The organism is Aquitalea denitrificans (assembly GCF_009856625.1).
Taxonomy (GTDB): domain Bacteria; phylum Pseudomonadota; class Gammaproteobacteria; order Burkholderiales; family Chromobacteriaceae; genus Aquitalea; species Aquitalea denitrificans.
In genome coordinates this window covers 310,625-333,933 of sequence record NZ_CP047241.1, presented here as the reverse complement: position 1 = coordinate 333,933, position 23,309 = coordinate 310,625, and the positions used below count along the sequence as shown (strand labels likewise).

The window sequence follows — 23,309 nt, the reverse complement described above, 5'->3', positions numbered from 1 at the left end:
CGCGAAAGCGGCCCCGCTCGTCGCCATCGCGCCAGTCTGCTAGTCTTGCAAGACTTTTTGTCGAACCATGACGGATGAAACATTTGAAACTTGCCGCCTGCGGCCTGATCCTGTTTATCGCACTGGGCCCGCTGGTGGGCCTGCTGGCCACCGGGGTGATGCCCATGCTGGCTTACATGCTGGGTGCGCTGCCGGCGGCACTGGCCGGCGTGCTGCTTGTCTTGCTGCGGCTGTCGCTGGAGGGCAGCATCAGCCACTGGCAGCAAGCCTGGCCGCGCTGGCGGCTATTATTGCTGGCCGCGCTGCCCGGAGCACTCATCGGTGGTGTCATCACCCTCTACTACAGTCGCTGGCTGCAGCCGGCACTGTACGATCCGGTATTCAATTATTATGTGGGCGCAATGGCTGGCGGGGTGTGCAATGCCCTGTACTGGCGACTGCCCGGCACCGCTGCGCAGACCTGAGGCAGTACATCCGGACTACGAAGCTGACAAACAGCAACGGGTAAGCCGCAAAAAGAAAGCCCGCCTGGTCGGGGCGGGCAACAACACCTTGGAGTGTGTTCCGGCAGGCATACGCCTGCCGGCTTGTCTGGCACCAACAATACGCTGTCGAAAATGCCAGGCCAATGCGACAGATTGCCGCAGTGTCAGCTGAGCTTGCGCAGGCTGACCTGCAAACCACCACTTTCCCGGTTCGCCAACGTCAGACCCAAGCCGTGCAAACTGGCAATGCGTTCGACAATGGATAATCCCAGCCCACTGCCGGGCATGTCCTGCCCCGGCGGGCGGAAAAAACGCTCATGTACCCGCGCCAACCATTCGGGGGCAATACCCGGGCCATCGTCCTGCACCAGGATTTCTCCTTCCGCCAGTACCAGCACGATATGTGCCCCAGCCGGACAATAGCGCACGGCATTATCCAGCAAATTGCGCAACAGCAAGGTCAGCAGGGTGGCATCTCCGGTCAGTGGCAGCACCTTGGGCGCAGCGGTTTGCCACACGATGTCCAGCACCATGTTTTTTTCAGCCGCCGCACTGCGTACATCAGCCATGGCCTCACGACTGACTACATCCCAGTCAACATTCTGGCTGCTGGACAGGCCTTGCAAGGGGTCCAGCCGTGACAATGCAAGCAGCTGCTCCACCAGGCGGGTGGCACGGCGTATGCCTTGCTGCAACTGTTGCAAAGCATGCTGGCGCCCGGCATCGTCCGGCATCAGCGCCATCACTTCAGCCTGCACCTGCAAGGCTGCCAGCGGAGTGCGCAATTCATGCGCAGCATCGGCGGTAAAACGGCGCTCGTGTTCCAGCGTTTCTGCGATACGGGCAAACAGGGCGTTGAGGGCACGCACCATGGGTAACACCTCGCCCGGCACATTCTCGGTCAGCGGGCTGCTGTCCAGCGCGCTGCGCCGCCCAAGATCACTGGCCACCTGCTGCAAGGGCCGCAAACCCTTGCGCACTGCCCACAAAATCAGCAGCAGCAGTACCGGCAGCCCCAATAGCCAGGGCAGCAGCTGCCCTTCTATCACCTTGAATACCATTTCGTGACGCAGCTTTTGCCGCTGCCCCACCGCTACCAGGCGCGAGCCATCCGGTGCCGGCAAATAAAATAACCGCCACTCGTCGCTATCGTCATGCCCGCTGACACTGTAGAAACCACGCCGGCTGGCATCAAAGCTGAAATGACGCCCCTTGCCGTCGCTCAGCAACAGGCTGCCATCACCATTCCATACAGCAACGCCGATATCGTCATCTTCCACTTCGCCACGATCACCACCACGGATCAGCTTTTTGGTCTTGGGCAGCGCTGGCAGCTCGTCATCTCCATGTTCGCCCATATTGACGATCAACAACTGGCGGGCGAACAGGGTGAGCTGGGTATCGTACAGCTCGTCCACCTCATGATGCGCCACATAGACCGCCACCCCGGTCGAGACCAGCCAGATCAGCGGCACGGTCACCAGCAGCAGGATGGCCAGCCGGCGCTGCAAGGTGGGCTGGCGCGTCATGCCGGTTCACCCAGGGCATAACCCACACCTCGCTGGGTACGAATGAAGCCGGCTCCCAGCTTCTTACGCAGATGGTGGACATACACTTCCACCGCATTGCTTTCCAGCTCCTGACCCCAGCCGTACAGCTTTTCCTCGATCAGGTCACGCGGCAGCACCCTGCCCTTGCTGGACAGCAACAGCTCCAGCAAGGCCAGTTCGCGGGCGGTAAGCTCCAGTTGCGCCTCGTCCAGCCAGGCGGTACGTGCGACCGGATCGAGACTGACCCGGCCATGGCTCAGGCGGTTGCTGGTCTGACCATGACGGCGGCGAATCAACGCCCGCAGACGCGCCGCAACTTCGCTAAGGGCAAATGGTTTGACCAGATAATCGTCTGCGCCGGCATCCAGCCCCTTCAGCCTGTCATCCAGCGCATCGCGCGCGGTCAGCACCAATACCGGGACATCCTGCCCGTTCTGGCGCCAGGCAGTCAGGATATCCATGCCATCCATGCTAGGCAGGCCCAGATCCAGCACCACGGCATCAAACGGGGCTGCCGACAGTGCGGCCATGCCTTCACGTCCCTGGCGAAACCAGTCCACCACGAAGCCTAACTGGCTCAGGCCCATTTTCAGGCCATCCCCGATCAGCGGATCATCCTCAACCACCAGTATGCGCATGTTTATTTCCTTGCTTCGAACTCCGGCACTGCGGACTCGCCGCGGTTCTGCGGTATGGTTTTTACGCCGGTCACCATGGCCTTGATCAGGTTGATACCGCCCAGCCAGCTCATCAGCAGTGCTGCCAGCACATGCAGGCCAACACTACCGATCAGGATATTGGCCAGCGCCTCATGCAGTTCCTGCATGCCGTCATCGCCCCAGAATGCATCAGTACCAAGCAGATAACCGCTGACACCCAAGCCCAGCACCAGCGCCATCAGCCACAACATCATCAGCGCACCCAGCGGGTTATGCCCGGCATGGGCATCCAGGCGGCCCTGGCGCATGTCCTGCCAGTGTGCCTGCAAGCAGCGCGGCGTAGGAAAGAAATCGGCAAAACGGGCATGTCGGCTGCCGACAAACCCCCAGATCACCCGCGACAACACCAGCACCACCGCCAGATAACCGCTCCAGCGATGCGGGCCCTCGCCATCTTCCAGCACAAAATAATTGCCCAGCACACAGGCCGCCAGCGTCCAGTGAAATACCCGGACAAAACGGTCCCACACCTTGATTTCCTGTGTATTGTCAGCCATCAATCCATTTCCTTTCAGCCAGAGAACAGGCCGGCCCCATCGGCAGCCGGCCTTCCCGTACCGCGAGTGCAGCCCAGCAGCCGCTTATTGCTGTACTTCGCTCTTTACCGGCTTGCCGGTTTTGGTGTCGAAGTAGATTTCCACCTTCTTGTCGTCCTTGTTCTTGCCATAGATTTCATAGCACTGGCCGCTCACCTTGAACTTGTCGATCTTGTAGCCCTGACCTTCCAGCTGTTTCTTGAAGTCTTCCTGCTTGATCCACTCGCTCTTGGGGTGGGTTTCGCACTTGGCGGCAGCAAAGGCGGCGGGGGCGGCGAAGGCAGCAATCAGGGCAGTCAGCAGCAGTTTTTTCATTTCTCGAATCTCCAGGATTAAACCGGTTCATTCCGGCAGCAGGGCTATTTAAGCGCAACAGTCTTAAACCCAACTTAACGCCCTCTGCGTCATCAGCCATTCACCAAAACCTCATCGCGCTGTCATCTGCCGCATGCAGCATGGTGCTGTACCCATGGCAGAACGGACCTAACATGCAGCCCGACTCCGACCCTGGCAACAAGCAGCACTATCGCGCCATCTGGATTTCCGATGTCCACCTGGGAACCGCCGGTTGCCGCGCCGATCATCTGCTGGATTTTCTCAAGCACAATGAATCCGACTACCTCTATCTGGTGGGCGATATCGTCGACGGCTGGCAGCTGAAAAAGTCCTGGTACTGGAAGCAAAGCCACAACGATGTGGTGCAAAAGGTGCTGCGCAAGGCGCGCAAAGGCTGCCAGGTAGTCTATGTGCCGGGCAATCACGATGAAGCGGCGCGACATTACGCCGGGCTGGACTTCGGCGGCATCGCCATCCGGCGCGAAGCGGAACACACCACAGCCGATGGCAAACGCCTGCTGATCATCCACGGCGACGAATTCGACGGGGTTATCCAGCACATCAAGTGGCTGGCCTATGTCGGGGACTCGCTTTACACCGCCATCCTGCAGCTGAACCGCGGCTTCAACTGGCTGCGCAAGCAGCTGGATCTGCCGTACTGGTCGCTGTCGCAATACCTCAAACACAAGGTAAAGAACGCGGTCAACTTCATCAGTGACTTCGAGAAGATCCTGGCCGGAGAAGCCCGCCGCCGCGCCTACGATGGCGTGATCTGCGGACATATCCACAAGGCTGAAATCCGCGATATCGATGGCGTGCTGTACGGCAATAGCGGGGACTGGGTGGAAAGCCTGTCAGCCCTGGTCGAGCATGCAGATGGCCGACTGGAAGTGGTGTACTGGACCACACTGCTCAGCCAGCCGGAAAAGACCGGTCGAAAAAACCGCCAGGCCACATCAGACAGCAAACCCGCCTTTGACAACGAACTGCCCCGCCCAGGCTGGCCCGTCACACCAGTCCCGGTCAGTAAACAGCAGCATGACGACAACCACCCGCTTTCCGACCCCAGCCAGGAGACCCCATGCGCATCCTGATTGTCACCGATGCCTGGCAGCCGCAGGTCAACGGCGTAGTCCGCACCCTGACCGAAACCAGCCGTGAACTGACGGCATTCGGCCATCAGGTGGAAATGATCACGCCGCTGGAATTCAACACCCTGCCCTGTCCCACCTACCCGGACATCCGCCTGTCCATCCTGCCATATCACCAAGTGGCACAGCGTATTGCCGGCCTGTCGCCCCATGCCATCCATATTGCCACCGAAGGCCCTCTGGGCCTGGCGGCACGCCGTTACTGCCTACGGCACAAGCTGGCATTTACCACCGCCTATCACACCCGTTTTCCGGAATACATCGCCGCCCGCACCCGCCTTCCCCTGCCCATCAGCTATGCCTGGATGCGCCGTTTCCACAATGCTGGCAGCGCCACCATGGTCCCCACCCAGTCCATTGCCGACGACCTGCGCGCCCGCGGCTTCAACAAGGTGGTGCTGTGGAGCCGTGGCGTGGACACCCAGCTGTTCACACCCGGCACGCGCGAACGGCTGGATGAAAGCCAGGCACCGCGCTTTGTCTATATCGGCCGGGTAGCCGTGGAAAAGAACATCGAGGCCTTCCTCAAACTCGATCTGCCCGGCAGCAAATGGGTAGTCGGTGACGGCCCCTTGCTGTCCCGCCTGCAACGCGAATATCCCGATGTCCATTTTGCTGGCGTGTTTCCGCAAGCAGAGCTGGCAAGGTTCTATCGTGCGGCCGACGTATTTGTCTTTCCCAGTCTCACCGACACCTTCGGCCTGGTTCTACTGGAGGCCATGGCCTGCGGCACACCAGTGGCCGCCTACCCGGTCGCCGGTCCGCGCGACGTGGTGGGCAACAGCGGTGCCGGGGTGCTGCATGAAGATCTGCGCCAGGCCTGCCTGGAGGCACTCAAGATAGACCGCAACCATGTCCGGGCCGTGGCCGAACGCTTTTCCTGGACCGCAGCCGCTCGCCAGTTCGAGCAGCACCTGCACCCCAACTCACCAGAACGGGTAGCCATGCTCAAGCCACAAGCCAGTTGAAACCATGCACAGCATGGCGTTGCAAAATGGCTGCGCCTGCCAAGCAGGCAAGCACAAGGCTTCAGCACATATGCATTGCCGGATACCCGGCATTGCAGAAAAAAAACTTGAGTAGAAACCGCAGCGGCCTATACTGAAGTCATTGAGCAACAGGGAGGGTTTGGGATGAGTCAACGGCCGGATTCCGACAACCTTGTTCACACCGGCGCTCAAAACCCATCACCTTTTCAGGTTTGATGGCGGGAAGCTCAGACTTGCCCGCGAGCGCAGCAAGCGTCCATTACGGATGCATCAGACGACAGGTAGTCGGTACGCCAGACACGAAACAACAGACTTTGCTAAAGCATGATGAGTAAACCGGGAAGCCATTCCCCTCTGCGCTACCGTAACAGGCAGCGAGCATGATGTTACCGCCCATACAAAACCGGGCAGCCATTCCGTAACATCAGTTGTTTGAGACTTATCTAGTGCTGTGCATACAGCCTGTTCTTTGGTAAAACCTGTGCGCCTGCAGTCAGGACATCGTTGGCAGACATGTTCGGGGCCACACAGGGTGAAGACTTGTATGTGATATTTGCGTTATCCCGCAAATCCTTCTTTTCAAGCATGCAGTGACACACCACAGAGGGCGGCCGGTCAAGCCGCCCTCTTTCTCGTTCTAGCCTTGTCCCTGCTTCAGTCGCTCAATCACTGCACGCGCCAGATGCTGCGTGCTTACTCCCGGAGAAATGACGTCCGGTGTGGCAATGCCCTCTTCCAGGGTAGAGCGCACTGCCAGTTCCACGAGTAAGGCAAGGTCGGCACGCTGCCACCAGATCCTGAGCAACATCGCCGCACTGAGAATGGCCGCCAGGGGATTGGCAATGCCCTGCCCGGCAATATCCGGTGCCGAACCATGTACCGGCTCGGCAATGGCTGCCGTCACGCCGAGATTCAGCGACGGTGCCAAGCCCAGCCCTCCGCCAAATGCCGCCACCAGATCAGACAGGATGTCGCCGTAGAGGTTGGGGGCCAGCAGCATGTCAAAACTTTCCGGAGCCTGTGCCAGCCGCATGGCCGCGGTATCCACCAACATTTCATCCACGGAAATTTCCGGATACTCCCGCGCCACCTCGCGGGCACAATCACGGAACAGGCCATCGGTGCGCGGCAGAATATTGGCTTTGTGGATGATGGTGATGCGCTGGCGTCCGGCATGCCTGGCCATTTCAAAGGCGCTTCTGGCAACACGTAATGAAGCGGTGCGGGTAATCCGCTTGATGGCGACGGCGACTTCGCCATCAGACTGCTCGTCCCCGACATACAGGTCTTCGGTATTCTCACGGACGATGATCAGATCAATTCCAGGACGGCAAACCGGCAAGGGCAGACTGAGCGTGGGGCGGATATTGGCGTGGCAGCCCAGCTCGCGGCGCAACTGCACGATGGGCGAGCGATACCCCTCCACCAGCTGCATGGGGGAACTGACTGCACCAAAGAATACGGCACCACAATCGCGCGCGGCCTGCAGCGTCTTGTCCGGCAGGGCCTTGCCGTGTTGGCAGAACGTTTCCCAGCCGGCATCGGCAAATACCAGCTGCAAACCCGGCAGCACGGCTTGCAGCACGCCCACGGCTACCGGTACCACTTCATGACCGATCCCGTCACCGGGAATCACACACAGCTTCATCGCTTGCTCCGCTTTCTGTCCGCAGAACAGCAGATTGTACTCGCCACTACGTCAGCCACCTAAAAATAATGACAAAAGAATGGCTCTCCAGCTTGGTTTCGTACACTGTCAGACAACATCTGACTGGTAAACAGCTTTATGCACTAGCGTAGCCAGCAATACAATTCGCTGATCTAAATCAACGCTTCACTAAGAACAAACAGGAATAAACACAGCGGAAAGAAATCGTTAGGGTTGCCCCATCCTTTAAGGTAACATCCTGTTCCAGTTGACTTTCCCGCCGCAAGACAGCCATAGCGTGCCAGAAGCTGTTGCAGGCTTGGCGTCGTGGTGATTTGCTCATTATGTTGAATGACATAGTGAGAACGGCTAGCAATGTTTAGTCAAGCGCCCCTGAAAAGGGTAAAATCGCCGCAACCACTCATTCCTTGATTTCTTTTGGATAGCGAGCAGCAATTTATATGTCCTCCCCCAATCTGACCGCTGAAAAGGTATTGTCGGTTCACCACTGGAACGACACCCTGTTCACCTTCACCTGCACCCGCGATGCCGGTCTGCGCTTCATCAACGGCCAATTCGTGATGATCGGCCTGGAAGTAAACGGCAAGCCGCTGATGCGCGCCTACTCCATTGTCAGCTCCAACTACGAAGAGCATCTGGAGTTTTACAGCATCAAGGTACAAGACGGCCCGCTGACTTCGAAGCTGCAACACCTGCAAGTGGGCGATACCGTCCTGATCAGCAAGAAGCCCACCGGCACCCTGGTGCAAGATAACCTGCTGCCGGGCAAAAACCTGTACCTGCTGTCTACCGGTACGGGCCTGGCACCGTTCATGTCCATCATCAAGGACCCGGAAGTTTACGAACGTTACGACAAGGTCATCCTGACCCATGGCGTACGCTGGGTAAACGAGCTGGGCTATCACGACTACATCACCAAAGAGCTGCCGGAAAACGAGTTCTTTGGCGACATCGTGAAAGAAAAACTGATCTACTACCCGACCGTTACCCGCGAGCCGTTCCGCAATCAGGGCCGTCTGACCGACCTGATCACCAACGGCAAGATGTGTGCCGATATCGGCCTGCCGCAGCTGAACCCGGAAAACGACCGCGTACTGATCTGCGGCAGCCCGTCCATGTTGCACGACCTGTGCGAAATCCTGAACGGTCTTGGCTTCAAGGAATCTCCGCGCATGGGCGAACCGGGCGACTACGCCATCGAACGCGCCTTTGTGGAAAAGTGATTTAGCCTTTCCCCGCGCAATAGACAAAACGCCATCCAGCTGGATGGCGTTTTTCTTTGCCCGCACACAGTACTACCGGGTATTGAGGAAGTGGCAAATGCAAAAAAGGAGGCCGGAGCCTCCTTTTGCTTATTGCGAGCCAGACGCTGACGTCTGATTAGTTTGCTGCGGAAGCCGGAGCGGCTTTCTTGGCAGCGTGGTGCTTTTTAGCGTGGTGCTTTTTGGCAGCGTGCTTTTTAGCCGGAGCGGAAGCATCAGCAGCTTGAGCTTTCTGAGCAGAAGCTTCTACTTTCTTGGCAGCGTGCTTTTTAGCGTGGTGCTTTTTGGCAGCGTGCTTCTTGGCCGGAGCGGAAGCGTCAGCAGCTTGGGCTTTTTGAGCGGAAGCTTCTACTTTCTTGGCAGCGTGCTTTTTAGCGTGGTGCTTTTTGGCAGCGTGCTTCTTGGTCGGTGCAGAAGCATCAGCAGCCTGGGCTTTCTGAGCGGAAGCGTCTACTTTCTTGGCAGCGTGCTTTTTAGCGTGGTGCTTTTTGGCAGCGTGCTTCTTGGCCGGTGCAGAAGCATCAGCAGCCTGGGCTTTCTGAGCGGAAGCATCTACTTTCTTGGCAGCGTGCTTTTTGGCGTGGTGCTTTTTGGCAGCCTTTTTAGCCGGTGCGGAAGCATCAGCAGCTTGGGCTTTCTGAGCGGAAGCGTCTACTTTCTTGGCAGCGTGCTTTTTAGCGTGGTGCTTTTTGGCAGCCTTTTTAGCCGGTGCGGAAGCATCAGCAGCCTGGGCTTTCTGGGCGGAAGCGTCTACTTTCTTGGCAGCGTGCTTTTTGGCGTGGTGCTTTTTGGCAGCCTTTTTAGCCGGTGCGGAAGCATCAGCAGCCTGGGCTTTCTGGGCGGAAGCGTCTACTTTCTTGGCAGCGTGCTTTTTGGCGTGGTGCTTTTTGGCAGCCTTTTTAGCCGGTGCGGAAGCATCAGCAGCCTGGGCTTTCTGAGCGGAAGCTTCTACTTTCTTCACGCCTTTCTTGGCGTGGTGAATCTTGGCAGCTTTGGCTTTCGGGGCGGAAGCAGCAGCCGGAGCAGAAGCGTTGGTGGCGGCGAAACCAGCAGCGGAGCTCAGACCGAAGGCGGCAGACAAAACGAGCAGGGTCAGTTTTTTCATGTTGCGTTCTCCAATATCAAGTGGGGAGTATTCTTTCCGAGACACCGCAGTGGTGTTTCCATGAGTCGTATCCTAGCCCTGCCCAATCTGGCCGTCTGTGAGTGCTATGTAAGCCCGTGTAACGCTACGTACAGACTTAGCGCCGGGTCACGGTCAGCACCTGGTAAACACCGCCAAACAGTGTTTCCTTGTGCCAGTCAAACGCCTCGGCATCACTGGCATAACTGGAAATTTCATTGCGCCACAGCGCCTCGGCAAATGGTTCCAGCACCCGGTTGACCCACTTGAGCAACCAGCCGACAGGCTGCCAGGGGGCTGGCTTGTGATAGTCGACAAAAACCGCCCTGCCGCCGGCTTGCAACTGGGAAAGCATGTTGTCGACAATGCGATGCTTGAGATCGTCCGGCACCTCATGCAGTAAAAAGAAGCTGCAAATGAGATCTGCCGGTTGTTCCAGCTGGTAGCTGGCGGCATCGGCCCGTACTACCCGTGCCTGTGGATAAGCAGCCAGCTTGCGTGCACCGTGCTCTACCTGCACCGGTGTAATGTCAGTCAGAATGAACTCGCCATGCTTGCGCACCTTGGCAGCGGCCTTCTGTACCAGATCGCCATATACATGGGCCACTTGCCACACGCGCATGCCGGGACGGATTTGCTGCAAGTAGCGCTGCATCAAGCGCTGGTCATTGAGAAAAAGCAGTGTGCTGACGACCAGATTACGGTCCAGCAGCGCGGCACGGCGCGGATTGACGTAGGCCCAGTCGTAGACTTCGGTCATGTAGTCCGGCACCCCTTCGTAATAGGGGTTGCACGGCAGCGGTGGGTGGTTGCGGCTCATGATGGCACCTTGATCTTAGCTATTCATCAATGAAGTTTAGCAAATGCTAATATTATTTCATTTGAGCTAGGCCAAGCTTTGCCCTGTTCCCGCCAGCTTGTTGTTTGCCAATGCAAAACGGCCCTGTAAGGGCCGTTGTTTCGGGTTGCAACAGCTTAGTCTGTCAGGGTGAGCACCACCGGGGTGTGATCGGACGGACGCTCCCACTTGCGTGGCGTCTTGTCGATGATGCAGTTGCTGGCGCGTACTTGCAGTGCGGGGGTGATCAGGATGTGATCAATGCGCACGCCCTTGTTGCGACGGAACATCATGGCGCGGTAATCCCACCAGCTGTACTGCTTGTCCTCCTGATTGAACAGACGGAAGCTATCCGCCAGCCCCAGTCCAATCAACCCGCGAAAGGCCTCGCGCTCCGGCGTGCTGCACAGCACCTGTTCATGCCAGCTTTCCGGGTCGTACACATCGCGATCTTCCGGGGCGATATTGTAGTCGCCCAGCAGCGCCAGTTGCGGGTGACGCGTCAGCTCATCGGCCACGTAGGCATGCAGCTTGCCCAGCCATTCCAGCTTGTACGGGTACTTCGGAGAATCAACGGCCTCGCCATTGACGAAGTAGCCACAGATCACCCGCACGCCGTTAACCGTGGCGGCAATCACCCGGCGTTGCGGGTCGTCGTAACCGGGAATGCCCAGTACCACATCGTCCAGCTGCAATGGTGCGCGGACCAGGATGGCCACACCATTGTAAGTCTTTTGACCGAACCAGGCGGCACGGTAGCCGGCAGCTTCGATATCGGCCAGCGGAAACACATCCTGATCCATCTTCAGTTCCTGCAGGCAAAGCACATCGACCGGGCTCTGCGTGAGCCATTCCACGACCTGCGGCAGACGAACCTTGAGTGAGTTGACGTTCCAGGTGGCTAATTGCATTTCTTGGTTCTCGCTTGCATATCACCGCAGCCGCCCTTATCCGACGGCTGCGTCTTATTCGGAAATCACCCTTACTGGCGACAAGGCGCAAACATGTCCAGTTGCTTGTTGTAGACGCTGGTATGCACACCCAGCAAGCCCAGCAGCGAATGGAAGAGATTGTCATGCGAGTAAGGCTCTGCCTTACGCCCTTCCAGGCAACGCTGGTTCAGCCCGACTTCCTGCTGGAAGCTGTCGGAGAACCACATCATGGCACCGATATGCTTTTGTGCTTCCGGCGCAAACAGATAGGGCGTGCCATGCAGGTACATGCCGTTTTCACCCAGCGACTCACCATGGTCGGACATGTACAGCATGCCGGTGTTATAGCGTTGCTGGTTGGCACGCAGGAAGTCGATGATGCCGGAGAGCACGGTATCGGTATAGAGGATGGAGTTGTCAAAACCATTGATGATCTGTTCGCGCGGGCAGCGTGAGAGTTCACTGGTCTGGCATACTGGTTTGAACTGCTCCAGGGCCGGCGGGTAACGCTTGTAGTAGGCCGGGCCATGACTACCCATCTGGTGCAGTACCAGCACCACATCGCGGTCGGACTGGTCAATCAGCTGCTGGGCATTCTTGATCAGGATCTGATCCCAGCACTCACCGGTACTGCACAGCTTGTCGTCCTTGCTGGTGGTGACATCTTCCAGCGTCACCCGGTTGCACACGTCCTTGCAGCCAGACTGGTTGTCTCGCCATATCACGTTATAACCGGCACGTTTGAGTACATCCAGCACGTTTTCCTGTCGTGCCGCCTTGTCACCACTGTAATTGGCACGCCCGATATTGGAGAACATGCACGGTACTGAGACCGCCGTTTCCGTTCCGCAGGAATGCACATTGGGCAGATTGATCAAACCGCTCTGCGCCGACAGTTTGGGATTGGTGTTGCGCGGGTAGCCGTTGAGCGAGAAGTGATCGGCCCGGGCGGTTTCACCAACAACCAGCACAAAAACAGTCTTGCGCTTGTGCTGACTCCAGGCAGCATCACGCTTGGCATCCTCACCCAGCGGGCTGATTACCACCGGGCCGCTGAAATAATGGTCCTGGATATAACCATTGGTAGCCTGCAAGTAATTGAAAGGGGTCAGGTAATGGCGCAGCTGGCGGTTGTTACGGAACAGTGAGGCAAAGTCCTGATAGGCGGCAAAGGCAATGCCCACCAGCACGGCGGCTGAAATCAGCACGGTCAGCAGACGCACACCACCTTCTTTCAGCGGGCTACGCCACTGGATCTGCCGACGGAACACCCACCAGGCTGGCAGCAGCCCAAGCACAACAACAAACAGCGCCATCTTGCCAGTCAGCAGATCACGTACTTCCTTGTGATCGGTCTGAACCGCGTTCTGCACCATGTGCACATCGATCATCACCCCGTACTGGTTCATGAAATAGCTGATGAAAGAGCTGATCAGCAGCAACAGGGCGATAAGCGGCTTGCCAATATAAGGCCAGTTGAACAACGACAGCACCAGATTGTAAAACGCAGTCACCAGCAGGAAGGACTCCAGCAACAACTTGATGCCCTGAGCATCCAGCGGACCGACAATGCGCAGCATCTCGTGCCAGAACGGGAAGTTGTAAAACAGAACCAGCACGAGCGACACCAGCAGGATCAGGCGCTCTGGCCGGATGGAACGGTTGAAAACCATTTTGTCCTCATCAACAAGGGACGGATGCGCAGGGGCATCCCGCCCGGCAATGAAACCGGCCGCAGTGTTGGTCGCTGCGGCCGCATGTAATCGGTGATACCACCATCTACGGTCAGCGCATGCATCTGCTTGCTGCACTCAGAACATGGCTGAAAATCGACGCCATCTTACCCGATTAATTTCGCGGAAATATGGCAATTCTGTGCCGATTTATTACAAACAGCAGGCTGGCAGAAAAATCGGTAGGCCACCAAACAGGAAACACTGCAGATTGCACCGCCCCACCCTGCAGGCCAGGCAAATAAACAACATCATATTTGATCAAATTTGCCAGATAACAGGATGCTGGCTAGAATGGCTTCGTGTTCATCACTGGTAGACCAAAATTGTCCAGACAATCCAAACCCCTGCATTCCCAGCAACATCCCCTCTGCCCGACCAAGAATCCTCACCGCTCTACCCTGCGCCCTTTCAGCGATGCCTTTACCCTGCGCACTCCGGGCTTTGCCCAGCGCCATCGCCTAGGCCAGACTGACAAGACGGAAAACGGCTCCGGCAACTGATTTTAGTGAAATGGCGATTCCCGTCTGATGGCAGCCCGCCGTGCAAGCCACCATCGGCAAGAATCCCGGAGACGTCATCTCACTGAAAGCACCAAAAAACACCGCCAGCAGGCGGTGTTTTCATTTGCCGTTGCCCTTGGACAAAAAAATACCCCCAAGGGGGATTGGGGGCAGGAAAAGACACAATATCGATGTCCTTGGGGGCAGGGATAAGCGTCTGGCTCGCTTGCTGCTCTTGGAGATAACCCGTTGAGCAAAGATTAGAGCCAGCCCCCATCAGGGGAGTTCCCTCCCCCGCGTAAATATTTGTCTACGTTTCAGACCGCCTCTTCCACCATGCCCGAATGACGCAACAGCGCGTCAATCTGCGGGTCGCGGCCACGGAAGGCACGGAAGGATTCCAGCGCCGAGCGGCTGCCCCCGACCGCAAGTACCTCATCCCAGAAGCGCTTGCCAGTCGCCGCATTGGCACCACCCGCCTCTTCGAAAGCGGCATAGGCATCAGCCGACAGCACTTCCGCCCACTTGTAGCTGTAATAGCCTGCCGAATAACCACCGGCAAAGATATGGCTGAAGCTGTTGGGGAAGCGGTTGTAAGACGGCGGGAAGTTGACTGCCACTTCCTGGCGCACGGTATCGAGCAGCGCCAGCCAATCGCCAGTGGTGGCATCGAAATCGGTGTACAGCAGCATGTCAAACAGCGAGAACTCCAGCTGGCGCACCGTCATCATGCCGCTCTGGAAGTTCTTGGCCGCCAGCATCTTGTCGAACAAGGCGGCCGGCAGGGTTTCGCCGGTTTCGGCATGGGCAGTCATGCCTTGCAGCACGTCCCATTCCCAGCAGAAGTTTTCCATGAACTGACTGGGCAGCTCCACCGCATCCCATTCCACGCCATTGATGCCGGAAACACCCAGCTCCTCCACCTGCGTCAGCATGTGGTGCAGGCCGTGACCAAACTCGTGGAACAGGGTGATCACTTCGTCGTGGGTGAACAGCGCCGGCTTGTCGCCCACCGGGCGGGTAAAGTTGCAGGTGAGATAGGCCACCGGAGTTTGCATGGTGTCGCCCTTCTTGCGGCGACCACGGGCGTCGTCCATCCAGGCACCGGGGCGCTTGCCCTCGCGTGAGTACAGATCAAAGTAGAAGCTGCCTACCAGCTGGCCATCCTTGATGATGTCGTAGAAACGGACATCATCGTGCCATACCGGGGCGCTGCTATCGCGCACTTCCACGCCATACAGGGTGTTGACCACGCCGAACAGACCAGGCAGCACCTTGCTTTCCGGGAAGTACTGCTTCACTTCCTGCTCGGAGAAGGCATAACGTGCTACGCGCAGTTTTTCTGCCGCATAGGCAATGTCCCAGGCTTGCAGGTCGGAGAAGCCCAGCTCTTTGCTGGCAAAGGCTTCCAGCTCGGCACGGTCTTTCACCGCAAACGGCTTGGCGCGAGCGGCCAGATCACGCAGGAAGGCAATCACTTGTGCCGGGCTTTCCGCCATCTTGGTAAACAAGGACAGCTCGGCAAAATTGGCAAATCCCAGTAGCTGGGCTTCTTCGCGGGTGAGCTGCAGTTTTTCGCGGATGATTTCGGTATTGTCGTGCTCGGGCAGGCCAAACTCGGACGCACGCTTCACATAAGCGTCGTACAGCTTCTGGCGCAGCGCGCGGTTGTGCGCGTACTGCATTACCGGGAAGTAAAACGGGAACTGCAGGGTGATCTTGTAACCGGTTTTTTCATCGGCCTGGGCGGCAGCGGCAAACAGGGCCAGCGCGTCTTCCGGCACACCATCCAGCTCGCTGGCGTCTTCCAGATACAGGCTGAAGGCGTCGGTAGCGTCCATCACGTTCTGCTCGAAGCGGGCGGACAACTCGGCCAGACGGCTCTGAATGGCGGCATAGCGCTGGCGCTGTGCTTCCGGCAGCTCGGCACCGGACAGGCGGAAATCGCGCAGATCGTTCTGGATGATTTTCTGGCGTGCGGCATTGTAGCCGGTATAGGCCGGGCTGGCTTCAATGGCCTTGAATTGGCCGAGCAAGGCCAGGTTCTGTCCCAGCTCGGTCCAGAATTCGGAAATCGGCGCGATATTGGCATTGTAGGCATCGCGCAGTTGCGGGGTATTCACCACCGCATTCAAATGCCCCACCACGCCCCAGGCGCGCGACAGGCGCTCGGTGGCATCGGTCAGCGGATCGACAAAGTTTTCCCAGCTCGGACTATCCACATGGGCGGTCAGCTGCGCCACGGTCTGACGGGCTTCGGCCAACAACTGTTCGATGGCCGGGCTGATGTGCTCGGGACGAATTTCGGCAAAACGTGGCAGGCCGGTAAAGTCGAGGAGCGGATTGAGGCTCATTGTTCACTTCCTGTGGCAATTGGCAGCCGCTGGGGTGGCACGGTGCCGATATTGAAACAGGCGGTCGCCAACAAACAGGCTACCGCCATTGCTATATGATAGGGAATCTTGAACCTGTTAGATGAGGACGTTCTGATGAATCGCAATATCCGCCCCTACGATGGCAGCGCACCGCAGATTGCCGACTCCTGCTATATCGATCCGGCCGCCGTGGTGATTGGCGATGTCACGCTGGCGGACAATGCATCGGTATGGCCATTTGCCGTGATCCGCGGTGATGTCAACGCCATTCATATTGGTGAAGGCAGCAATATCCAGGACTTTGCCATGCTGCACGTCACCCACAAGCGCGATAGCGACCCCGCCGGCGCGCCGCTAAACATCGGCAAGCATGTCACCATCGGCCATCACGTCACCCTGCACGGCTGTACCATTGGCGATGAAGTGCTGGTGGGCATCGGCAGTATCATTCTGGACCGCGCCATCATCGAAGACCGGGTGTTGATTGGCGCCGGCAGTCTGGTACCACCGGGCAAGCGGCTGGAGTCGGGTTATCTGTACCTGGGCAATCCGGTAAAACAGGCCCGCAAACTGACCGAGCAGGAGCTGGCCTACTTCAAGTATTCCGCCGAGCACTATATTCGCGTGGCCAACAAACACAAACCGAATCTGGAATGAATTTCCGCAGGAGATAAAGCCATGCTGCCACGGTTGCGTGATGCCAAAGCGAGTGACGCAGCAGCCATTGCCGCGCTGATGTTGCCCGAAAGCAGCAGCCAGGGCGGTAGCCTGCATGGCGATTTCCCGCTGGAAAAAATCAGCCACTGGCTGATGCAGGCCCTGGCCGATGGCATGCCGGTAGTGCTGGCGGAAGACGCCGCCGGCCTGCTGGGCGTGCTGTTTACCAGTAGCAGCCGGCATCAGGACAGCCCGGTAGCGGTTCAGATGGCCAGGCTGCATCATGCCGCCGGACCATTCTATTTCTACGGCCCGGTTTGCCTGGCGGCACGGGCACGCGGCCAGGGCTTGCTGAACGCCATGTGGCAGCAGCTACAGCAGCAACTGCCGGGCCAACAGGCGGTGCTGTTCATTCATGCCGACAATCAGGCCTCGCTCAAAGCCCACACACGGCTGGGCATGGTGGTGGAAACCCCATTCGACCTCGATGGCCAGCCGTGTTTGCTACTGAGCAGCCGCTGAGCAGGTACTGGATGGTTAGCCGCGGTTAGCCCGGTCTTCGGGGCGAGCATCCATCACGGCATCAATCGACTCCATATCCGGCATTTTTAATGCTGCCGTGCCACCACGCAGTAACAGGCTGGCCAGATATACGGCACCGATAAGTAACATCAGACCGACATAGATCCAGGGTTTGATAAAGGATGCGTCGCGGAAGATGGCCAGCTCAAACACCAGCCACAGCAAGGCCAATGCCAGCACCGGCACCTCAAACACCCCCAGCGAGAAACCCTGCGTGGGCGGCAGGCTGCGCCGCTTCAACGCATACATCACTACACATACCGCATAGATCATGGCAGGCAGCAGTGTTGCTGCCGAAAACAGGGTGAACAGCGCATCGGTATCACCGGAGAATGCCGCCAAAATGACTTGCCCCACCAAGGCCACGCCGAGGGTCGCATTGAGTGGCGTATGCAAGCGGGGATGGATGTTACGGAAATAGTGCCAGCCGGGAAAACGTTGATCACGCGACATGGCCCAGACCAACCGGGTGGCGCTCAGCAAAATCACCAGTCCACAAGAATAAATGGATATCACCACCATGATCAGCAGCGCTTTGCCGATATAGCCGCCCAGTATCCGGGTAACCACATCCGCAATCGGAGTGGCTGATACCGGCCCCTGCGGATCGCCCAGCAAAGCAGTCACCGCAATCAGGAACAGCATGCCGATCAGACCCAGCGACAGCACGGCCTGCCACATGGCCCGCGGAATCACACGCGCCGGGTCGTGGGTTTCCTCGGCCAGATTGGCGGCTGACTCAAAGCCGACAATGGTGAAGGCCCCCATCAAAGTCCCCATTACCCAAGGGCCAACTGCCGTCATGCCGCCCAAGGAAAAATAGCCGGTAGCGGCAATATTGCCGGTACTGAACAGATTGGCGTAATGCATCTGCCCGGAAAAATGCCCAACGCCAAACAGCAAAATGATCAGGCCTATCATGCCGATCAATTGCACCATCACGGCACGGGCATTGAAACCTTGGGTCACTTTGGTGGACAGGGCGATCATGCCTGCCTGGGCAAAGATCAGGCAGGCGGTGATCCACCATGCATTTTCTACCGAACCGGTATAGCCCAGCAGCACCGGCAATACCGTGGCGGGGATGGTGTAATCCACCGCGCATAGGACAATGGCCAGAAAGGTAAAGCTGATCCAGCCCATGATCCAACCAAACACCGGATTGCCAAGGCGCGATGCCCATTGATAGACATAACCGGTGACGGGGATGCGTGCCGCCAGCGCACCCAATACCAGGGCCACCATCAACTGGCCGAACACCACCAGCGGCCAGGTCCAGATTCCCATCGGTCCGGAAGTGCTCAACATGGCCCCATAAGCAGAAAAGATGCCGGTGGCAATCGACACAAAACCAAAGGCCACTGCAAACGATTGAAACGGCGTGATATTGCGTTGCAAGGCAGGTGCTGCGATGAGGTCTTTACTGGCAATCAAGTCCGGGTTAGCCATGGTCACTCCTTATGGTCGGTATATGGCAAGCGGTGTTTCAGGTGGTGATACCAAACGCACGGCAGCGCAGGCGCAGATGTTTAAGAGCCGCTAACAAAAAACCTGCCGCGGCGTTGCGCCTGCTTGGCGTACCGCTTGTACTGTCGGCAGCGGCGCGCCTTGCCCCAGGAACGCTGCGCGCTTGTTAGCCGCGCGCAACAAGTTGGCTCCGCCATGCGCCTGCGCGGTGGATGGCTTCAGCAAATACCGCATGGTCGTGTTGCGAAACCAAGCGGCCGGGTTCATGGGTGGTGATGGCACCGGCCATGCGACTAATATCCAGCCCGCACAAGCTGGCAAGGCCTAGCGCGCTAAGCTCGTACATGGAGGGGACGCTGATGGTTTTTTGGCAGGCCGAGGCAAGGAAGCGGGCAAAATAGCGGCTTTGCGACAGCCCGCCATCAATAGAAATTCTTGTGCCTAGCGGCAAGGACAAGGCTGCGGTTGCCACCAGTTTGGCGGTCAGCATGGCAATGCCTTCCAGCACGGCACGGATCATGTCGCGCCGCTCGGTGGCATGGTCCATGCCAATGAATAGTGGTGCCGCATGGCGGTCCCAATACGGGGCAGCCAAGCCGGACAAGGCAGGTACAAATACGATGCCACGGCTGATGGCGGTGGGGCCTTCAAACTGGTCCAACTCTTCCAGTGCCGAGTAAAGGCCAATCCGGCGCGCCCATTCCAGGGCGGCACCTGCGTCATATACCCCCCCTTCAATGGCATAGCAGGCGGCTTCATCCTGTTTCTTCCAGGCGATGGTGGGTAGCAGATCTGCCGGCTTCAGGCGTTGCGCCCCGGTCAGTGCCAGAAAGAATGCCCCGGTGCCGAAGGTAATCTTGCCATCGCCACGCTGGCGGCATTGATGGCCGTACAGTGCCGCCTGCTGGTCCACAATGGATACCCTGACCGGTATGCCCTGAATAGCGCCAAAACCAGCATCGACCGCGCGAATTTCCGGCAGGCAATGGATGGGTACGCCGTGCAAGGCGCACAAGTCGGCACTCCATTGCCCACTTTCAATATCCAGCAGTCCGGTACGCGATGCAGTGGCCCAATCGGTGGCGAAGGTGCCGCACAATCGGTCCAGAAAAAACGCATCGGTCGTACCCAGCCGCAGACGGCCCTGCTCCAGGGCGGCGGCTACCGCCGGGATATTGCGGATCATCCAGGCCAGTTTGCTGGCGGAAAAGTAGGGGTCCAGCGGCAAGCCGCTGATGCGCTTGGAGCGCAGTTCCGCCGCCTCGCCCATCTGCGCCAGGGCGGTTGCGGTACGGGCATCCTGCCAGACCAGTACTGGCGACAAGGGCTGCCTGGTTTGCGCATCCCAGGCCAGACAACTTTCACCCTGATTGCAAATGGCAATTGCATCAACCGGGCCGGCACTTTCCAGCAAGGCAATGATATTGCGTAGCAGCTCTTCCGGGTCATGCTCAACCCAGCCCGCCTGTGGATGATAACGGGCATGACGACGGGCCCCGGCCAGCGCGCACTGGCCGGCATCGTCAACCAGTAAGCAGCGGGTGGAGGTGGTTCCCTGATCAATGGCAGCGATACGCATTATTGAATCTCCTGGCAATGAAATTCGATGGTCTTGGCATGGTTTGCCTGATGAGGGATCGGCACCAGAATCCGCCGCTCCGGTAACCATTGCCCCTGTTTTTGCCAAACGGCCAAGCCATCCAACTGCAGACTGATCACCCCGCGAACCGGCCTGCTGACGCGCAACTGGAAGCGGGAAAATGCAGGCTGGCCAAGAAAGCCAGGCCGTATGAGACCGGGAACCACCAGTTTGATTGGTGGCGCATAGCGAACCTGTACGCCCGCGATTGCGACAGGGGGGCCAAGCAGATCTTGCGCCACCGCATGGCCAACCGCCCGGCCTTCACGAAAGGCCCAGCCACCGGTTTCGATGCCGCGCAATACATTGCCTGCGGCAAAATGGCGGGGATTATCCAAGCGCCCGTCTTGGTCAATCAGCGCACCGGCACCGCCCTGCGGCACACCGTCATCCATGTTCTGCAACAGCGCGGTTTCGGGAACAAACTGGCCGGTGAACAGCACGCCGTCACACGCCAGCTTGCGCACTGTGCCTCCGGTCTGCAGCATCACCGCCTCTACCCTACCCTGCCCCAAAATTTCCACTAGCCGGGTTTGCGCATGGAAGGGAATGCGCGTCACATAAGGCAGCCAGCGCATGGGCACACGGGCAATGGCACCCGCGCCTTCTTCAATGACAGCCACCGGTCGGGCACCGTGTGACAAACAGGTCAGGATGGCAGACATCGACACCAGCTCCGACCCCACAATCAGGGGCTGCTGGAAGGGCATCAGGCCATGAAATGCAACATACGCCTGCAGCGCACCGGTGGTGAGGACGCCAATGGGCCTATCCCCGGACACCAAGCGTGCTGCACGCGGCTGTTCGCGGGCTCCTGTCGCGGTAATGATGCGCCGGGCATACAGCGTCTCCACCCCCAAGGGAGAGCTGACCAGCACGCCATCCTCGCCCTCAAAGCGAACCACGGAATGCTGCGTACGCACCTCCACACCCGCCTGGCGCGCCTCCGCCTCCAAGCGGCGGCCATAGGCATGGCCAAGGTAGATGCGGCGATATTCCCGCATACCAAATGGCGAGTGGCTGCAATGGCGGGTGGCCCCACCCAGCTCGGCTTCGCGCTCCAGCAGCACCACCTTGGCCACCCCTTGTTGACGCAGAGCCAGCGCGGCAGCCACACCTGCGGGGCCGCCACCGATAATCAGCACATCAATCTGCGGCGCAGTCATTGCTCCCCCTTGGCAGTGACGGCCAAGTCGACCGCCAGCTTGCCTTGGGTCATTGCCGCCAGCGTGGCATTGCAATAAAAACCCTGGCAGCGCCCCATGCCGGCACGGGTACGCCGGCGCAGACCGCCAAAATCCCCCGGCGGCAACGGGCTGGTCATGCTAAGTGCAATCTCGCGCTTGGTTACCAGCTCACAGTGACACACCATCTCGCCGTGATTCGGGCGTTGCCAGTCCCGCTCATACCCTTCCGCCAAATTGGGCATGGCAAACCAGGGGATATCCACCGGCGGGCTGAAAGGCTCAGACTCAAACTGCTGGTAGAGTGTGACGGCATGCTGCGCCAGGCCCAGCGCAGCACTCAGGCCGGTGGAGCGGATTCCCCCCAGCGTGATGGCCCGCTGCGCGGGGCGACTGAATATGCGATAGGCTTTCTGCTCGGTAGCAGGGCGCAGACCGGCATAGACCGCAGTCACCGGCATGCCTTGCAGCGCGGGGAGAATCTCCGCGCCGCGGCGGATCAGGCCCGCCAAGGTGTCCTGCACCACCGTGGCACGCTGACGCGCATCCTGCTCCTCGGCAGTAGGCCCGATCAGCACATTGCCAAACACCGTGGGGCATACCACCACGCCCTTTGTCGTTTCGGTGGGGACTGGCAGGATGATGCTGCGCACATGGCGCACAGCCGCCTTGTCCAGCACCACAAACTGCCCTTTGCGTGGTTTGATCTGGAATGCCACCGGCAAGCCCAGGCGACGATCCACTTCATCTCCATATAAACCGGCGCAGTTAATCAGCGCGCGGGCCTCTACTGTCTGTGTACCGGTCTGCAAAGACCATGTATTGCCAGCAAACTCACCACGCAGCACTTCGCTATTGCGCATGACCGTGGCCCCCAGCTTGATGGCTTGCGTCACATACGCCAGCGGCGCGGACCAGGGGTCAATGATGGCCTCCCCCGGCACCGCCAAGGCGGCACACAGACGCGATGACAAGCCCGGCTGCAGGGTTCTGGCTTGTGCGTCGGACAGCCGGGCCAGATCGGTCACGCCATTGTGCAAACCGGCAGCATGAATCTGCTCCAGCTTGCTGGCTTCCTCCTCGCTCCAGGCGCAGACAAGGGCTCCGGTTTGAATCAGTGGCAGGTTCAGTTTTTCATGGATGGCCAGATATTCAGCGCGGCCAGCCTGTATCAGCTGCCACTCCACGCTATTGGGCGGAGCATCAAAGCCGGTATGCAAAATGGCGCTGTTAGCCTTGGAAGCGCCAGACAAAATATCGGCACCGCTTTCCATCAACACCACCTTGGCCCCAAGCAAGGCAAATCGGCGGGCAACCGCACAGCCCACGACACCCGCGCCGATGATGGCAACGTCAAACATAGGCCTTCCTTTTCAGTCAAACACAATGACCGTACGGTCAAAAAAATATGAATAAACAATATGTAATGACTGAAAAATCCACAATATGACTAATTGACAGGGAAAGTCCCGCAATCAGCCACCAACGCAACAAAAAGTGGGAAAGATGTGCTGCATACAACCCATGTTCAACCAAGGTCAGCACAGCCCGTATGTCGGACCTCGAAGGCAAACGGCGG

General features: G+C 58.5%; 21 protein-coding genes. 7 read left to right on the top strand and 14 right to left on the bottom strand.

What is annotated here, in order from left to right; translation table 11 throughout:
- Positions 1 to 74 precede the first annotated feature (74 nt).
- Positions 75 to 464 (top strand): hypothetical protein, encoded by a 390-nt coding sequence (locus GSR16_RS01545; RefSeq protein ID WP_159874832.1) that lies wholly within the window; start codon positions 75 to 77, stop codon positions 462 to 464.
- A 185-nt stretch (positions 465 to 649) separates the two neighbouring features.
- On the opposite strand, the gene GSR16_RS01540 is transcribed toward GSR16_RS01545, so the two are convergent.
- The 4 genes from GSR16_RS01540 to GSR16_RS01525 all read right to left on the bottom strand — a co-directional run bounded on the left by GSR16_RS01540 (position 650) and on the right by GSR16_RS01525 (position 3,605).
- Positions 650 to 2,014: an ATP-binding protein gene (locus GSR16_RS01540; protein WP_159874831.1), complete on the bottom strand. Its 1,365-nt coding sequence runs from the start codon at positions 2,012 to 2,014 to the stop codon at positions 650 to 652.
- A complete protein-coding gene (locus GSR16_RS01535) occupies positions 2,011 to 2,673 on the bottom strand; it encodes a response regulator (RefSeq protein ID WP_159874830.1) in 663 nt (220 codons plus the stop codon). The genes GSR16_RS01540 and GSR16_RS01535 overlap by 4 nt, the downstream gene beginning before the upstream one ends.
- Before the next feature lie 2 nt (positions 2,674 to 2,675).
- On the bottom strand, positions 2,676 to 3,251 hold the full coding sequence (locus GSR16_RS01530) for a cytochrome b/b6 domain-containing protein (RefSeq protein ID WP_159874829.1): 576 nt from the start codon (positions 3,249 to 3,251) through the stop codon (positions 2,676 to 2,678).
- Between the two features lie 84 nt (positions 3,252 to 3,335).
- Positions 3,336 to 3,605 (bottom strand): PepSY domain-containing protein, encoded by a 270-nt coding sequence (locus GSR16_RS01525; protein WP_159874828.1) that lies wholly within the window; start codon positions 3,603 to 3,605, stop codon positions 3,336 to 3,338.
- A gap of 173 nt (positions 3,606 to 3,778) precedes the next feature.
- Between GSR16_RS01525 and GSR16_RS01520 the strand changes: the two genes are divergently transcribed.
- Positions 3,779 to 4,720, top strand: coding sequence for a UDP-2,3-diacylglucosamine diphosphatase (locus GSR16_RS01520; protein ID WP_159874827.1), 942 nt, complete (start codon positions 3,779 to 3,781; stop codon positions 4,718 to 4,720).
- Entirely contained in the window at positions 4,708 to 5,745 is a 1,038-nt protein-coding gene (locus GSR16_RS01515; RefSeq protein ID WP_159874826.1) for a glycosyltransferase family 4 protein, read from the top strand. The genes GSR16_RS01520 and GSR16_RS01515 overlap by 13 nt, the downstream gene beginning before the upstream one ends.
- Before the next feature lie 658 nt (positions 5,746 to 6,403).
- Here GSR16_RS01515 and GSR16_RS01510 read toward each other — a convergent pair.
- The gene (locus GSR16_RS01510; protein WP_159874825.1) at positions 6,404 to 7,414 is read right to left on the bottom strand and encodes an isocitrate/isopropylmalate dehydrogenase family protein; all 1,011 of its coding nucleotides are present in this window, start codon (positions 7,412 to 7,414) and stop codon (positions 6,404 to 6,406) included.
- Between the two features lie 461 nt (positions 7,415 to 7,875).
- On the opposite strand from GSR16_RS01510, the gene GSR16_RS01505 reads away from it, so the two are divergent.
- Positions 7,876 to 8,658, top strand: a complete 783-nt coding sequence (locus GSR16_RS01505; RefSeq protein ID WP_159874824.1) for a ferredoxin--NADP reductase — start codon at positions 7,876 to 7,878, stop codon at positions 8,656 to 8,658.
- A 157-nt stretch (positions 8,659 to 8,815) separates the two neighbouring features.
- On the opposite strand, the gene GSR16_RS01500 is transcribed toward GSR16_RS01505, so the two are convergent.
- The 4 genes from GSR16_RS01500 to GSR16_RS01485 all read right to left on the bottom strand — a co-directional run bounded on the left by GSR16_RS01500 (position 8,816) and on the right by GSR16_RS01485 (position 13,263).
- On the bottom strand, positions 8,816 to 9,802 hold the full coding sequence (locus tag GSR16_RS01500) for a hypothetical protein (RefSeq protein ID WP_159874823.1): 987 nt from the start codon (positions 9,800 to 9,802) through the stop codon (positions 8,816 to 8,818).
- A gap of 136 nt (positions 9,803 to 9,938) precedes the next feature.
- Positions 9,939 to 10,640, bottom strand: coding sequence for a rhodoquinone biosynthesis methyltransferase RquA (gene rquA, locus GSR16_RS01495; protein ID WP_159874822.1), 702 nt, complete (start codon positions 10,638 to 10,640; stop codon positions 9,939 to 9,941).
- A 155-nt stretch (positions 10,641 to 10,795) separates the two neighbouring features.
- Complete coding sequence (gene xth, locus GSR16_RS01490) at positions 10,796 to 11,569, bottom strand: exodeoxyribonuclease III (protein ID WP_159874821.1); 774 nt, start codon at positions 11,567 to 11,569, stop codon at positions 10,796 to 10,798.
- 71 nt (positions 11,570 to 11,640) lie between these two features.
- Positions 11,641 to 13,263, bottom strand: coding sequence for a phosphoethanolamine transferase (locus tag GSR16_RS01485; protein ID WP_159874820.1), 1,623 nt, complete (start codon positions 13,261 to 13,263; stop codon positions 11,641 to 11,643).
- A 386-nt stretch (positions 13,264 to 13,649) separates the two neighbouring features.
- Here GSR16_RS01485 and GSR16_RS01480 point away from each other — a divergent pair, with 386 nt between their 5' ends.
- Complete coding sequence (locus tag GSR16_RS01480; RefSeq protein WP_159874819.1) at positions 13,650 to 13,826, top strand: hypothetical protein; 177 nt, start codon at positions 13,650 to 13,652, stop codon at positions 13,824 to 13,826.
- Between the two features lie 317 nt (positions 13,827 to 14,143).
- Here GSR16_RS01480 and GSR16_RS01475 read toward each other — a convergent pair whose 3' ends face one another.
- Complete coding sequence (locus GSR16_RS01475) at positions 14,144 to 16,180, bottom strand: M3 family metallopeptidase (protein WP_159874818.1); 2,037 nt, start codon at positions 16,178 to 16,180, stop codon at positions 14,144 to 14,146.
- 135 nt (positions 16,181 to 16,315) lie between these two features.
- On the opposite strand from GSR16_RS01475, the gene GSR16_RS01470 reads away from it, so the two are divergent.
- A complete protein-coding gene (locus GSR16_RS01470; protein ID WP_159874817.1) occupies positions 16,316 to 16,858 on the top strand; it encodes a gamma carbonic anhydrase family protein in 543 nt (180 codons plus the stop codon).
- 21 nt (positions 16,859 to 16,879) lie between these two features.
- Positions 16,880 to 17,380, top strand: coding sequence for a GNAT family N-acetyltransferase (locus tag GSR16_RS01465; protein WP_159874816.1), 501 nt, complete (start codon positions 16,880 to 16,882; stop codon positions 17,378 to 17,380).
- A 15-nt stretch (positions 17,381 to 17,395) separates the two neighbouring features.
- On the opposite strand, the gene GSR16_RS01460 is transcribed toward GSR16_RS01465, so the two are convergent.
- From GSR16_RS01460 to GSR16_RS01445, 4 genes are all read right to left on the bottom strand, one after another.
- A complete protein-coding gene (locus GSR16_RS01460; RefSeq protein ID WP_159874815.1) occupies positions 17,396 to 18,889 on the bottom strand; it encodes an amino acid permease in 1,494 nt (497 codons plus the stop codon).
- Positions 18,890 to 19,073: 184 nt separating this feature from the next.
- Complete coding sequence (locus tag GSR16_RS01455) at positions 19,074 to 20,486, bottom strand: FGGY family carbohydrate kinase (protein ID WP_159874814.1); 1,413 nt, start codon at positions 20,484 to 20,486, stop codon at positions 19,074 to 19,076.
- Positions 20,486 to 21,712: an FAD-dependent oxidoreductase gene (locus GSR16_RS01450; protein ID WP_159874813.1), complete on the bottom strand. Its 1,227-nt coding sequence runs from the start codon at positions 21,710 to 21,712 to the stop codon at positions 20,486 to 20,488. Before GSR16_RS01450 ends, GSR16_RS01455 begins: the two co-directional genes overlap by 1 nt.
- Positions 21,709 to 23,091, bottom strand: coding sequence for an NAD(P)/FAD-dependent oxidoreductase (locus GSR16_RS01445; RefSeq protein ID WP_159874812.1), 1,383 nt, complete (start codon positions 23,089 to 23,091; stop codon positions 21,709 to 21,711). The genes GSR16_RS01450 and GSR16_RS01445 overlap by 4 nt, the downstream gene beginning before the upstream one ends.
- Positions 23,092 to 23,309 lie beyond the last annotated feature (218 nt).